The sequence below is a fragment of the Pontibacillus yanchengensis Y32 genome (assembly GCF_000770635.1).
GTDB classification, from domain to species: Bacteria; Bacillota; Bacilli; order Bacillales; family BH030062; genus Pontibacillus; species Pontibacillus yanchengensis.
In genome coordinates, this window is the sequence record NZ_AVBF01000015.1 from 17,137 (window position 1) to 31,150 (window position 14,014).

The 14,014-nt window shown below is 37.0% G+C and carries 18 protein-coding genes; 3 read left to right on the forward strand and 15 right to left on the reverse strand.

What is annotated here, in order from left to right:
* Positions 1-2 precede the first annotated feature (2 nt).
* The 5 genes from N782_RS07320 to N782_RS07345 form a co-directional block, all read right to left on the reverse strand.
* A complete protein-coding gene (locus N782_RS07320; protein ID WP_152600735.1) occupies positions 3-413 on the reverse strand; it encodes a hypothetical protein in 411 nt (136 codons plus the stop codon).
* A 370-nt stretch (positions 414-783) separates the two neighbouring features.
* Positions 784-1,221, reverse strand: a complete 438-nt coding sequence (locus N782_RS07330) for a DUF4871 domain-containing protein (protein WP_052111224.1) — start codon at positions 1,219-1,221, stop codon at positions 784-786.
* A 352-nt stretch (positions 1,222-1,573) separates the two neighbouring features.
* Positions 1,574-2,335: an SDR family oxidoreductase gene (locus tag N782_RS07335; RefSeq protein ID WP_036817995.1), complete on the reverse strand. Its 762-nt coding sequence runs from the start codon at positions 2,333-2,335 to the stop codon at positions 1,574-1,576.
* Positions 2,336-2,654: 319 nt separating this feature from the next.
* On the reverse strand, positions 2,655-2,960 hold the full coding sequence (locus tag N782_RS21480) for a hypothetical protein (protein WP_036817997.1): 306 nt from the start codon (positions 2,958-2,960) through the stop codon (positions 2,655-2,657).
* 72 nt (positions 2,961-3,032) lie between these two features.
* Complete coding sequence (locus tag N782_RS07345) at positions 3,033-4,463, reverse strand: aldehyde dehydrogenase family protein (RefSeq protein ID WP_036817999.1); 1,431 nt, start codon at positions 4,461-4,463, stop codon at positions 3,033-3,035.
* Between the two features lie 241 nt (positions 4,464-4,704).
* On the opposite strand from N782_RS07345, the gene N782_RS07350 reads away from it, so the two are divergent.
* Positions 4,705-5,568 (forward strand): methyl-accepting chemotaxis protein, encoded by an 864-nt coding sequence (locus tag N782_RS07350; RefSeq protein ID WP_052111225.1) that lies wholly within the window; start codon positions 4,705-4,707, stop codon positions 5,566-5,568.
* Positions 5,569-5,749: 181 nt separating this feature from the next.
* Here N782_RS07350 and N782_RS07355 read toward each other — a convergent pair whose 3' ends face one another.
* The 4 genes from N782_RS07355 to rpiB all read right to left on the reverse strand — a co-directional run bounded on the left by N782_RS07355 (position 5,750) and on the right by rpiB (position 8,154).
* Positions 5,750-6,169: a hypothetical protein gene (locus tag N782_RS07355; protein WP_036818003.1), complete on the reverse strand. Its 420-nt coding sequence runs from the start codon at positions 6,167-6,169 to the stop codon at positions 5,750-5,752.
* 94 nt (positions 6,170-6,263) lie between these two features.
* Positions 6,264-7,178 carry an RluA family pseudouridine synthase gene (locus N782_RS07360; RefSeq protein ID WP_036818006.1) on the reverse strand — a complete coding sequence of 305 codons (915 nt, stop codon included), beginning with the start codon at positions 7,176-7,178 and terminating at the stop codon, positions 6,264-6,266.
* Positions 7,179-7,299: 121 nt separating this feature from the next.
* A complete protein-coding gene (locus tag N782_RS07365; RefSeq protein ID WP_036818008.1) occupies positions 7,300-7,677 on the reverse strand; it encodes a glyoxalase superfamily protein in 378 nt (125 codons plus the stop codon).
* A gap of 18 nt (positions 7,678-7,695) precedes the next feature.
* A complete protein-coding gene (gene rpiB / locus N782_RS07370) occupies positions 7,696-8,154 on the reverse strand; it encodes a ribose 5-phosphate isomerase B (protein ID WP_036818011.1) in 459 nt (152 codons plus the stop codon).
* Positions 8,155-8,345: 191 nt separating this feature from the next.
* On the opposite strand from rpiB, the gene N782_RS07375 reads away from it, so the two are divergent.
* The gene (locus tag N782_RS07375; RefSeq protein WP_036818013.1) at positions 8,346-10,097 is read left to right on the forward strand and encodes an ABC transporter ATP-binding protein; all 1,752 of its coding nucleotides are present in this window, start codon (positions 8,346-8,348) and stop codon (positions 10,095-10,097) included.
* A 171-nt stretch (positions 10,098-10,268) separates the two neighbouring features.
* Here the strand turns inward: N782_RS07375 and N782_RS20990 are convergent, their stop codons facing one another.
* Positions 10,269-10,577, reverse strand: coding sequence for a DUF3221 domain-containing protein (locus N782_RS20990; RefSeq protein WP_161783083.1), 309 nt, complete (start codon positions 10,575-10,577; stop codon positions 10,269-10,271).
* Between the two features lie 195 nt (positions 10,578-10,772).
* Between N782_RS20990 and N782_RS20660 the strand changes: the two genes are divergently transcribed.
* Positions 10,773-11,267, forward strand: coding sequence for a hypothetical protein (locus tag N782_RS20660; protein ID WP_052111226.1), 495 nt, complete (start codon positions 10,773-10,775; stop codon positions 11,265-11,267).
* 454 nt (positions 11,268-11,721) lie between these two features.
* Here N782_RS20660 and N782_RS07390 read toward each other — a convergent pair whose 3' ends face one another.
* The 5 genes from N782_RS07390 to N782_RS07410 form a co-directional block, all read right to left on the reverse strand.
* The gene (locus N782_RS07390) at positions 11,722-11,919 is read right to left on the reverse strand and encodes a cold-shock protein (RefSeq protein ID WP_036818015.1); all 198 of its coding nucleotides are present in this window, start codon (positions 11,917-11,919) and stop codon (positions 11,722-11,724) included.
* Positions 11,920-12,425: 506 nt separating this feature from the next.
* Positions 12,426-12,611 carry a hypothetical protein gene (locus tag N782_RS07395; RefSeq protein WP_036818017.1) on the reverse strand — a complete coding sequence of 62 codons (186 nt, stop codon included), beginning with the start codon at positions 12,609-12,611 and terminating at the stop codon, positions 12,426-12,428.
* On the reverse strand, positions 12,598-13,128 hold the full coding sequence (locus N782_RS07400) for a hypothetical protein (RefSeq protein ID WP_036818019.1): 531 nt from the start codon (positions 13,126-13,128) through the stop codon (positions 12,598-12,600). The genes N782_RS07395 and N782_RS07400 overlap by 14 nt, the downstream gene beginning before the upstream one ends.
* A gap of 6 nt (positions 13,129-13,134) precedes the next feature.
* Positions 13,135-13,443, reverse strand: coding sequence for a hypothetical protein (locus N782_RS07405; RefSeq protein WP_036818021.1), 309 nt, complete (start codon positions 13,441-13,443; stop codon positions 13,135-13,137).
* Positions 13,444-13,490: 47 nt separating this feature from the next.
* Positions 13,491-13,751, reverse strand: a complete 261-nt coding sequence (locus tag N782_RS07410) for a hypothetical protein (RefSeq protein ID WP_036818023.1) — start codon at positions 13,749-13,751, stop codon at positions 13,491-13,493.
* Positions 13,752-14,014: the final 263 nt, after the last annotated feature.

Sequence of the window (14,014 nt, forward strand, 5' to 3'; positions counted from 1 at the left end):
TTTCACATGGAGGAATTTTGATAATTATCATAACCTGCCTTTTCTTTTATGTAGTCAGCTTCACCTTTATTAATACGATAATAGCTATCATTTTGGTCTTCTCCTACTGGTCCGATGATTGCCCCCTCATCCGTAAACCACACACTTGAACTAATTAGTCCCACATATTTTTTTGGGCTTTTGACCGTAAGATAAATGTCTGGTTGAGTGCTATTAACTTGAACATTCGTTATTTTTTCTTTTGCCATCAGAATCATCATGATATTGTCGATAGTCGATTGATGCTCAATGTCAGAGTACATTTCCTTTGTATCAATGCGATTTTCTTGCTCTGGATGTTGATAGCCAAATTCAATTACTCTAGAAGCTTTATCGCCATTTGCCTTTCCAATAAAAAAGCCTCCTGTAAACATGATTAGCAATAGAGCTAAATAAACAATGGGTTTTATATACTTGATAAATGAGCCTCCTTTCTTCTTTTCACATCATTGTAAAGAGACCTAATAAAATAATCCATGATGTTACAGTTCCCACTAGAAAATGCTTCTTCGCCTGTTTAGGATTATAACATCTACTTATATATGTTCTTACTACCATACCAATAGCAAAGGTTACTGATATCATTATTACAAGAGTTCCTATAAAAGTGGTATTCGGAAAGGAAGGATTCATTGTGGAATAAATCAACGATTGTATAGAGTAGTAGATAACAAGTATTAAACTAATTATATATAGAGATAGTGCGAATAAATATTGTTTTTTCATAAAAATCCACCCCTTTCTCTAATTGATCTCATGGACCACTGTGTCAAAATACTCTCCATCTACATAAAGCAATAGAGCCCAATCCCCTGCTTTAGGAACACTCACCATTGATGGCATATGCACATCAGCTCCGTTATGGGGTGGTCCAAGCTTCTGTGACCAAATCATTTGCTCACTTCCATGGTCAAATAATATTGGATGGATCTCATTGGATTCAGGTTGATAACCTAAGACTGTTAATGTTGCGTTTTGAATATCTTCTCCCCACAAGTGCCACATCCATTTTTGTTCATTCGTATTAGGTTGATTAGCACCAATAATGCCTACTTTATGTTTATTGCCAATCATCCCATCATTAAATTTCACCGCTTTGTTTTCCCAATTGATAGACTCAATATCCGATTTTTTCACAAATTCAGGCGCATCCTCAGGTATCGTTACCTTATTTTCTTCCAATGAACACGCTCCGAGTACCAATGTAAAACAAATATATACTATCGAGCTGATCCATATTTTCAAAAAGACCACCCTCTTCATTCATATATTCACCTACATTTTACAATATTTAGATAAGAAATACACTCATAACTAAAAAGCTCAGGCGTCCTCTTAATGCCTACAGGTGAAAAAGTAACCCCATCTCCAGAAAGAAGTAATGGACCGAATATAGAAAAAACAATATGATATTATCAATTCCTTTATCAACGGATAACCTAAGTATTAAATTAATAGATAATAAAATAAGGCGAAATCATTAAGATTTCGCCTTAAAACTTCATTCTTGCTTTAATACTGGCTTACGGTACTTTTACCTACCTAACCAACCACCATCAACAGCTAGTTGGTGGCCATGAATATAGTTGGAAGCATCTGAAGCTAAAAATAACACAGTACCTTTGAAGTCTTCAGGATTTCCCCATCTTCCAGCTGGAATTCGATCAAGAATTTGTTGATTTCTTGAATCATCGTTGATTAAAGCAGTATTCATATCCGTAGCTATGTAACCCGGCACTATCGCATTGACATTTACGTTATGTTTAGCCCATTCATTGGACAAAGCTTTCGTTAATTGAGTTACGCCACCTTTAGCAGCAGCATACGCCGGAACATTTATACCACCTTGGAATGATAATAACGAACCTAAGTTAATTATTTTTCCGCCTTTTTGTTCAGTCATATAACGACCTGCTTGTTGGCATAAAAGCCATACCGTCTTTAGATTAACATGGAGCACATCATCCCAGTCTTCTTCAGGAAAATCAACGGAAGGAGAACGGCGTTGAATCCCAGCACAGTTTACTAGAATATCAATCTTACCAAATGTAGATACAACAGTAGGAACAGACTCTTTGACTTGATGCGAATCATCTAAATCGCAAGGAATAATTTCGCATTTTCTCCCTAAGGCCTTTATTTCCTCCTGAACGTCCGTTTTTTCTACATTACGTTGGAGTAATGCAATATCAGCCCCTGCTTCAGCCAATGCTAAGGCCATTGAATAGCCAATCCCGCGAGTAGCTCCTGATATTGCTGCTGTTTTTCCTTCTAGGTTAAATAGGTTTGTACTCATCTCATATCCCATCCTTATTGGAAGATTAGATTCCTTTATTTTGGTATAGCGCTTTCAAAAACACTTCCACCTATAAAGGTTATTGTTACCTATTATAGTAGTTCGTCACCAAAAAAGAAAATCCTTTTCACCATATTCATTATTTATGAAAATAATTTTCATAACTTCCATAAAAGTAATGGGAGATTAATATCTTTGTTCTAAGAAACAAAATTTATATTAATCCATTTAAAAGTAATTTGTCGGTATAAGAAACTAGTTACTTTAGACGTAAAATATTCTCAAACCTTAAGGTATCTTTTAATAAATATTCTTTCATTTACCATCTTGTTGCACGACTTATATCTCGAACACAGTGCTGAAATGACTGCCTTAGTGTGAGCAATTCCCCATGTTCTTCGTAATAATCTGCCATGACACGTATTAACGGAAAACCATATAGTTTTTTCTCCCTTATATCAGGTGGAATCGACTCCCCTTTTTGAGCTATACGCTTAGCATTATTAAATTCATGCTCATAAGATAGAACTCTGGCTGGTTTTTTTCCAATTAAATATTTAAAAATGATATCCCTCCTTATTTCACTCTTAAAAGCTTTACCCTTATGGTAATTAAAACGAAACAAAGGAGGATGAAATCATTTTGATTCCATCCTCCAAATAATAATTATTACCTTAGGGTAACTTATTCTTTATAATTACTTAGGCAAACCCATAATTGCTTTTGTTTCGAGGTATTCTTCAATACCATAATCGCCCCATTCTCTTCCTATACCAGATTGCTTATAGCCACCGAATGGTGCAGAGAAATCTAAGTCAGCGTTGTTTACGCCAATACGTCCAGCGCGAATACTAGTTGCTACTTTACGAACGGTATCACGATCTTTACCAATAACGTAACCCGCAAGTCCATAAACGACATCATTGGAAATTTCAATGGCTTCATCAACTGTATCATAAGTAATAATGGACATTACTGGTCCAAAGATTTCCTCTTGAGCAATTACCATGTCATTTTGTACATCTGTGAAAATGGTTGGTCTAGCATAGAACCCTGTATCAAGTCCTTCTGGTTTACCTGTTCCACCAGCTAGAAGTGTAGCACCTTCTTCGATACCTTTTTCAATGTAAGATTGTACTCTATCCCATTGTTTTTGAGCTACTAGTGGACCGACATAATTACCGCCTCTTGGGTCTCCTACTGGAAACTCTGGTAGTACATTTTTTACTTCTTGTTCAAACTCTTCCTTAAGAGAGGAAGGGACTAAGATTCTTGTTGCAGCTGAACAAACCTGACCGGAGTTCATCGCAATGTGATTCACAGCAGATTTTGCAGCTGTATTTAAATCAGCATCTTCAAGCACTACTAGTGGTGATTTTCCTCCTAGTTCAAGGGCTACATTGGTAATCGTTTCAGATGCATTCTCCATGATTTTTTGACCAACACCAGCTGATCCAGTAAAGGAAACAAAATCAATGTCAGGATGACTGCTAATACCATTTCCAATAACCCAACCTGAACCATTTACAAGGTTAAAAGCTCCTTTTGGCACGCCAGCAGCATCAAATATTTCTGTTAGAATAATTGCTGCATATGGTGTCAATTCAGCTGGCTTTAAGACAACCGGACTTCCAGCAGCAAACGCACTAGCTATTTTTGTCGATGCTTGATTGGTCGGGAAATTCCATGGTGTAATAAGTCCACTTACACCAACTGTATCCTTAACAATTGTATGACTACCTCGGTCTTCAGTGAATGAGAAATTCCTTAGTGACTCTGCAGCTTGAGCGAAATGAGCACGTCCCATTTTATAATGCACATTCTCTGAAACCGTAAGTGGAGAGCCAAGCTCATCAGTGATCACTTCAATAAGCTCATCTTTACGCTTTTCATATTCTTTTACGATTCTTTCTAACATCTCAATACGTTCTTCCTTACTTGTTTGTGAAAAGGAAGGAAATGCGGCTTTTGCTGCTGAAACTGCTTTATCTAAATCCTCTTGTGTTCCTAAACTAATTTCTCCAAGCTTTTCCTCAGTAGCTGGGTTAATAACAGGCTCTGTCTCAGAACCAGTAGATTCCACCCATTCTCCGTTAATGTAATGTTTCAACTGATTATAGTTACGCATATGATAAACGACTCCTTTATCTAAATCTATTAAAGTAAAACTTCTATTTTATTATTCTTATCAAATGTAACCTTCATTGCTATATTTGAAACATTTTGAGCACATCAACTATAATCACCAGATATTATGATTCTAATATAATGTAAGATGTAAGATCACGGCTCTTTAATTTGAAAATTGTTATTCTTTAAGCCTTTGGAATGATAAACTTTATTCATAGGACTTTTATTGGGGGAATTTGATGACATTGAAAGCAGCACAAGAAACACCTGCAAAAGCTTCTGACCAAAGGAATGACGTCCTAGATTCATTTACACATGTTATTCCAGTTATAAAGAACATGCTTCCGGATATTGCGATAGGCATCACTAACAGAGAAGAGTGGATTGCTTATTATCCAAGTAGAAAAATCGATTTAGGAGTTAAACCCGGGTTGAAAATCAATCCAAAAGAACCATTAGCTGATTGTATTAATCTAAAAAAAGAAATCCGTACAGAAGTTGACCCGGAATTTTTTGGTTTTAGCTTCACTGGCTTAGCCACACCCATTTATGACGGAAATGAGGTTGTAGGTGCAGTCGCAATTCAGCTGCAAGAACAAAATGAGAAAGAGCTTTTAAACATATCAGAACAAATTGTCACATCACTCACGCAGGCAAATAAAGGGGTAGTTTCGATAGCAGAAGGAGCTGAAAATCTGTCCGAATCTAGTAACACCCTATTAGAACAATCAAGAAAAGCAACAGCTGAAGTGAAAAATACTGATGATATATTAGCCTTCATGAAACAAATTGCTGATCGAACAAATCTATTAGGATTAAATGCTTCTATAGAAGCTGCAAGAGCTGGGGAAATGGGCAAAGGGTTTAGTGTCGTTGCCGAGGAAATTAGAAAGTTCTCAAATGAGACAGTTGAATCCACAGAAAAAATACGAAACACACTGGAAAACATACATAAATCAATAAATGACATGTCCACCTCCATTGAAAACATTGTAGCCGTTGGAAAAGAGCAAGCTTCCTCTACAGAAGAAATTTCTGCATTTATTGAAGAAATTGAAGAAAAGAGTAAGCAGTTGAATAAGTACGCTTCAGAATTACTTTAGAATAAGCCCAGCGCTATCGAAATGAAAGGCAAGAAGTTTGCTAACCTTTGAGAGCTGGAAGTGGACACATCACTGCAGTTTTAATTTATCCAAAAACCGCTATCAGTTTAAGATATCCTGGACGACAGAAAGGAGCTTACATTCCTAATAAATGTAAGCTCCTTTCATTTATATAATATCGTTAGAACGCCTCATCAAAGGTAGCTAAAATATGTTGCTTTACTTTTTCCTTTTCTTTTTCCTCAAGTTTTTCACCTGATGGAAAAGTCGCAGATTCGTCTAAAGAAAAGTCTTCAGGCAACAATATTGTTATAGGCCCTTTTTTAACTACTTGCTCCTCATCATTTTTCTTATCGGATGATGATCGTATCAATTTGGTTTTTATGTATGAGCCTTGTTTCGTAAAGTAATCTTTAATTTGTCTTGTTTCTACACTTAAAAGTTCGCCTGAACCACGCATAACAATTTGAGAATTCACTTTCACATAAGATCCTGCCTCATACTCAAGTGATTCAGTAATATAAGCTTCAATTTTTTCCCTAACTTCCTGGTTATTTGATTGTTCACTCGAGCAACCAACCATCATAATCGTTATAGACATAAAGACCAACCCAAAGATTCGTTTTCTAATAAGGTCTCCCCCCATTTTCTAGCTCAAAAAAGATACTAAACCAATACGATTTAGCCCTTGCTAATTATTTGATTAGGTTCGTACAACCAGGAGGGAATACATTATCTAACAAAGGTGCAATGCACTCGATTTCCTCCTCGGTAATAGGGTGTGGAAAGGTGATTTTTGCTGCGTGTAATGCTTGTCTTGGTGCTTGCTTCTTGCCACCATACAACACATCCCCAACTAATGGGTGACCAATGTGGCTCATATGCACGCGGATTTGATGGGTTCGCCCTGTTTCAAGATCAATTTTTACGACCGATTGATTATTTTTAGCATCATATTTTACTACTTCATAATGTGTTATCGCTTCTTGCCCTTTTGGTGACACCCTTCTTCTTGAAGGGTGATGCCGATCCTTGCCAATCAGTTCGTTTATGATCCCTTTTTTCTTGGTAACTTTACCTTTTATAAGAGCTATATAAGTTCTTTTAATCTTCTTTTGCTCAAGCAAACGGTCCATATTAGAGCCAGCTAAAGCATGCTTAGCAAAAATAACCGCTCCGGTAGTATCCTGGTCTAATCGATGAATATGCCTAATTTTAGCCTCTAACCCCTGACCTTGAAAATGGAAAGCAACACCATTGGCTAAGGTATCTGTCTGCCCTTCCATATTAGGGTGAACTTTCATTCCGGCTGGTTTATTGACAACTAGCACATGATCATCCTCAAATAGAACTTTTACATCCATATATGTAGGTTGAACATCTAACTCTTCTTTAGGGAATAGATGAATTTGAAGCTTGTCCCCTTTTTGTAATTCAGTTGACCATGCGACATCCTCGCCATTTCGTTTTGCACCTTTTTCCATTCGTAATTGATGCAATTGTTTTTTAGGAACATGTAAGAGATTCTTTAATATGTACTCGATTGAATTTCCTATCCAATGCTCCGGTACCTGTATCTCGAGCCATTCCCCTTTTTTACTCATTTTCATTTATGCGCCTACTTTCATTTTAAAACAATTACTTTATTCTGCGGTTACCATCTACACATAATGTATTTACTTAATGTGTAATTTTCGAATTATATAACAATCCTAGTCAAATCTCCACCTATTACACCCATTGGTAAAAAATCAACTTATTCCCGAATGGATCTGTAAGTTGCATTTCCTTGGTTCCCCATGGTTTTGATTCAATGGCGGGGTTAGCATATGCATAGGCCTTCGACTCTAATGCATTATGCAATGCTTTAAGACCTTCTACTTCGACGCGAACCGCCGCTCCTGGAGAACAGTCCCCATGATGTTCCGATAGATGAAGCGTAATCCCTCCAGAGGAAACTTGCATATACAAAGGGAAATGTTCTTCAAACCGATGCTCCCAATCTAATGAGAACCCTAAATACGTAATATAAAATTCCTTGGCCTTTTCTACATCAAAAATACGAAATATGGGAATAGATTGCTTTATATTACTATTCGTTGATTGCATATAGTCCCCCAAAAATAATTAGATTTCTTTCAAATGCTTTTCAGCTATTCTATTTACTTTTTCCACACGACGTTTATACTTTTCTTCTTCATGAAAAGCAGTATTCAACCAGACGTCAACGGTTTTCAAGGCTATAGCTGAACCAATAATCTTCCCACCAATACATAACACATTCGTATTGGAGTGAGACCTTGCTAACTCTGCACAAAATGGGTCCTGACAAACCGCTGCATTCAGACCATAGATTTTATTGGCAATCATCGCACTTCCGTAACCAACTCCATCTACGAATATCCCTCGTTCTACTTCTCCCTTTGCTACCGCTAGAGATGCAGGATATATGAAATCAGGTAAATCGCAAGACTCCTCGTCATGCGTTCCAAAATCTACAACCTCATGCCCCTCTTCTTCTACCAATTGTTTAATTTCTTCTTTTAATGCGAAACCAGCATGATCATTTGCCAAGGCAATTTTCATAATACTAAACTCCCTTACTAGTTTATATTTGTTCGTCTCAACTAAAGTGTAACGGCATTCTCTTTTTATTACAATTATCACGATAATAGTTTAAAATAGAATTGGAAGGTATTAGAATTTATCACCTCGCAACCATAGTTTGCGACGAATGATTTGAAAAGATAACGACTAATTAAGATGAGAGGTACATAATGGAAACTGTACATAAAAAAGCAAATTGGAAGAATCTTGTCCAATTAATTAGAGCAACAAATCCACCTAAATTTTTATTTGGTTTTTCTCTATTTTTAAGTGTTCTTACTACGATGGCAGGTTTAAGCATTCCCTTACTGGCGAGTCGATTAATTGATAATTTCGATTTAGAGAACCTGAATACTACCGTCATTGTTGGCATTGTGATCGCCTTTTTGATACAGGCGATAGCAGGCGGAGTGTCCGTGTACATCCTGGCTAGAGTTGGCCAACATATCATAGCTGCCCTACGTGAAAGATTGTGGGAGAAGCTTCTCGCTCTTCCCATTTCATACTATGATTCACATGAGACTGGTGATTCTGTTAGCAGAATGACAAATGATACAGGGGTTATTAAAGACTTAATCACTGACAATTTCACAGGTTTTGTGACAGGAATCATATCTGTTACAGGTGCCATCATTATTTTGTTTTTTCTAGATTGGCCCCTTACATTAGTTATGTTTTCCATTATCCCAATAGCCCTATTATTCCTTATACCAATCGGCAAGAAGAGCGCTCAAATTTCAAGAAGCTTACAATCGAAGACAGCAAAATTCTCTGCCCATTTAACAAGAGTGATTTCAGAAATACGGTTAGTGAAAGCTTCTAATGCAGAGGAACGAGAATATAGAAGTGGAAAATCAGGAATCCATAACCTTTATCAACTTGGGCTAAAAGAGGGAATGATTCAAGCGATTATGTCGCCTCTTGTCTCCTCCCTTATCATTGTGGTCCTTGTTCTTATTATTGGATTTGGTGGAATAAGAGTATCTTCTGGAGCAATGACTGCAGGGGAATTGGCTGCTTTTTTCATTTATCTGTTTCAAATTATTATGCCACTCACTCAAATCGTGGTGTTCTTCACAAAGTTTCAAAAAACAATCGGCGCTACGGAGAAAGTATTATACATCCTTGATTTAGAAGAAGAGGATTTTACAGAAGGAAAATGGATTGAACACGATAATGAACTCGTTCTTGATGGCGTGACCTTTGGATATGATGATTCTGAGAAAGTAGTATATGACGTATCTTTCACCGCCAAAAGTGGGGATGTTACAGCCATTGTCGGCCCAAGTGGAAGTGGAAAAACAACATTATTTTCACTCATTGAACAATTCTATAAACCTCAACAAGGTGAAATTCGCTATGGTGATACGAAAATTTATGAATTCTCGTTGATGTCATGGCGGAAAATGCTTGGCTATGTCTCTCAAGAAAGCCCTATTTATGCTGGTAGCATTGTCGAAAATTTAACCTATGGACTAGATGAAGATATTCCAGAAGAGAAAATCATAGCTGCTGCAAAAATGGCTTATGCGCATGATTTCATATTAGAATTCCCAAATGGGTATCAAACGGAGGTAGGAGAACGTGGCATTAAATTGTCAGGTGGTCAAAGACAAAGAATAGCAATAGCACGAGCTTTCTTACGAGATCCTGAAATCCTTATGCTAGACGAAGCAACGTCAAGCCTCGATAGTCACTCGGAAATCGTCGTCCAGGAAGCACTAAAGAACTTGATGAAAGGTAGAACAACGCTAGTCATTGCCCATCGATTATCGACCATAGTTGATGCAGAGAAAATTGTTTTCTTAGAAAAAGGGATTGTTACTGGCACAGGAACACATCAGGAGCTCTTTTCAACTCATACGTTATACCAAAATTTCGCTAAACAACAATTACGTATCCAAGACCAGTCTTATCAGTAGTAGGGAATAACCCTACTACTGATGTTATATCCTTGTATCTTCCGACTATGCTGCACTTAAAATGACCGTTAATGAAATACCTTGTAAGATTTAAAAAGCTTTACCGAAATTTTTAATACTTTTATTGTTATTCCAACCTCTATTAACGATATGTACATTTTCACACTACAATCATTCTTCAATTATTTCAATCTTACCTAATTCAGCCTGCATTGGAAAGGAATCATCAACTATCCCATCTACCCAAATACGGACCTTTTGTCCCACCTCATAGTCGAAGGTGAAATCCCAAAACTTATCTACATTTACATAATACGCCTCAATATCTTTCCCACTATATTGATCGAGTTTGAAATCCATGGCTTGCTCTTTATTAATTTGGTTAACAACAAGGATCTCTTGTTCATCGGGGTTGGTTTCTACGATATACCCTACTACTGTAGGCCCACTAGTATATTCTTTGGAACATCCCGCTACCAATATTAGCGAAATGAATATAATGATAGAACAATATTTTAAGATTTTTACACCTCCCTAAAAATCATTAATTCTAGTTTTCACTCAATTGTAACAATTATTTTTTAGTTGAGAGACAGCATACGCCACTCTTTCTAGGCACACATCAAGACAAATATCATAAGCTACAATGTACGATGTGTTAAAGGGGGTACAATCATGCATCATCACTATTTCCATGTTCCTAACTCGCAACATGGTGAAGATGAACGATTTATTAGTCCCCTCATGCTAACAGCAGGAGGGTTTTTACTGAATAAAGCATTGAACGGAAATAATAATCCTCAAGGTTTTGGTCCACCGAATAATGGTTTTGGACCAGGTTTTGGAGGACCAGGAAACCCAGGGTTTAATCAAGGATATGGACCTGGGCCTGGCTATGGTGGATTTAACCCTGGATTCGGTCCCAATTACGGAAATGGGTATGGGTTTAAACCAGGTAATGGACCTGTTTATGGAAATGGATACAATCCAGAATATGGCGGGGGTTTCGGACCTGGACCTGGGTATGGACCTGGATACGGTCAAGGCCCAGGCTTTTATAACGGAGGATTCGGACCAGGATATGGAGGACCTAATAGTGGTACCGGTTTTGGAAATATGTTAGGTCAACTCTTCGGATCAAACCAAGGATATGGAGGATTTCCATTTTAAGTTTACATCAAGAACAAAAGCTCAGGGCGCCCGACTAGCGACGTATATGCTGGACTGAGCCGTAGGAGATAAAGGCAACACGAAGAACGAAGTGATTCGATGTTAACTTATCGTACGGAGGCGAGGGAAGCATACTAGTCGCTGGGCGCTGGAGCTGGACGTGGCCGCATCACTTTCTTAGTTATACACAAGCATTGAATTTTATAATTTCCTATACAAGAACAAGTTACAACCGGTCCAGCATAGGGCGGTGCAATCTCAACGGTAGATATTACTCACTGAAAAGCAGGTTAATTGATACCGAGAGCAGTAGCGCTCCGATGATAACTTATTGTATGAAGATCCAAGTTACTAAACAGCAGCTTACCATCAAAGCCCTTCAATTTTCTTATTTCTTTACCTACAAAAAAAGAGACTCCCTTATTTTAGGGAGTCTCTTTTTACTAGTATTCACTTATTTTTGAACATTAGCTGCTTGTGGGCCACGGTTACCTTCAACAATGTCGAATGTAACAGTTTGATTTTCTTCTAATGTTTTGAAGCCTTCTTCTTGAATAGCAGAGAAATGAACGAATACATCGTCTTGACCTTCTACTTCAATAAAACCGAATCCTTTTTCTGCGTTAAACCATTTCACGTTTCCTTGTAACATAATTGTTACCTCCTGCGTGGATCAAAATCCACAATGTATTACTATTAATGCTCTGCATATTCATTCCAGACTAAAGTGACTTACTAGAAACTTTCTCTTTCATAACTTGCAAACGAACAAGAATAATTAATTATTAATATAACATTATATAGGACAGCGTGTCAAGAAACGAGAAAATACTTTTGCTTATAAAGAAAAAGTATTTTTTCTGAAGAGGAACAATTTTTCCTATACTCTACTGCCACATCTGTGAAGCCATAAGCCTATAGATGGTGACCCTATTAAATCTAACAAAGCACATGGATTTGGATATAGCATTGAAAAGGAGAAAACAATAGAATACAAGAAGAAGAGACAAAAACAATGGGAATTTATGTTCAAAGTCCACACCATAATTAAATTCAAGCATTTAGTGGAGGATCACAAGAGGAAATTCAAGAGCTGCTCGATGATAATCACACTATACAAATGCTAAAGATAAGAGTGAAAGAACGAGATGGTCTCCCTCATGAATGATTTCGATTGTCAATCCGCTTAATCCCGTAAATCACCTCATTAGTTGCGATGGCTATTAAAATAATCGATGCTACTTGACCTATACCTTGTTCATAGTAATTGGAGAAAACAGCCATTGCAAGACCAGCATATAGAATTATTTTTACTATAGTGTACATCAATTCAGCCATCTTCATCTTTCTCAACCTCAATTAACTGAATGCCTTTACGTTCCTTTGCCCATTTAATGACACCTGGCATGGAAGTTCTTAATTGATTTACAGGAACAACACTCGCCTGTTGTTCAGTCACCGTCACAACGTAATACGAATCCTTCTTATGTACGATACACACATGTTCGTATGGCGTATGGATTAGTTTCATATGTTTTGCTGGTGTATCTTCAAAAAGATCATATACTTTTTGTTTGTCCTTTTCTGTTAGGGGGTGGATTGTATAGAAGTTTCCTTCACCTATATCCGTTGCTTGTTTCTGTTCTATAAACTCCTCCCCTCTCGTATAAAGAACAAGATCCACATGAATTTTTTGTAACAAATGAATAATTTCAGCAAAACCAAGAAACAACATGAGTACTACAAAAGCTAAATAAAAGAACAGGATACTCTCAGCAATAAATGCAATAATGATCCCCATTAGGAAGAATAATACACCAATAATTTGAAGTATGGTGGCAATTCTATTTCGTTGATTCACAGATACCTACCCCCTTCTAATAACATCAATAAAGGTAGGAGCTATCACTAGAATTATAGAAATAACTAATAACATTCTAGTAACTAGAGTCGATAGTTTCTCTCTCCCCTTTCCTTTATACCAACCACTGAATTGCCAATGATTTCGATAGTGTACAAATAAAAAGACAAGGATGGCTACAAAACCCAACCATCGATAAGCCGTTGTTTCAGGACCAACAAAGTTATCATAAAAAACATCTAAAATTCCGCCTAACACACCGCCTAATATACCAAAAATACATATGATTCGTAACAGTTCCAATAACACTCTCATGGAGATGCTCCCTTCATCAAGAATCTTTCTTGATTATTGCATAACAATTACTTACTTTTATGATGGATGGCTTCTAATGCTTTTCCCTCATCTTGTTTGGCTACGTAAAACTTGTATTCATTCCCAAGATCGCTATAGGAACCACCAGGTGCTGAGGAAAAATCAGCTGTTGAAGCTACTCGATACTTAACAGACACAGCTTTCAACTTCGATACAATCAGGTAATATTCCTTCTTACTAAACGTGGTATAAATCAATGTTTTCTTACTTGAGAATACATATTCAATAAGGTTAGCTAAAAAGTGCAAGCCATCTCCCCCTATTTTAATGATAAGAGATTACCTAATCAATTTAACATTAATTCCCAACTATGTATCAGGCTCACTCGCTATTGTGAGCACTGTGAAAATCCGATTTGCTCGGAAAACTCAATTTTTGCTCTGAAATTGAAAAAGTTGCTCTGAAATCTAAAATTTTGCTCGCAAATTTGAAAAGTTGCTCTCAAATCAAATTTTTTGCTCGCAAACCCCGCCAGCAAGATCCTATCAATGAAAAAGCCTAAGTCAACTGT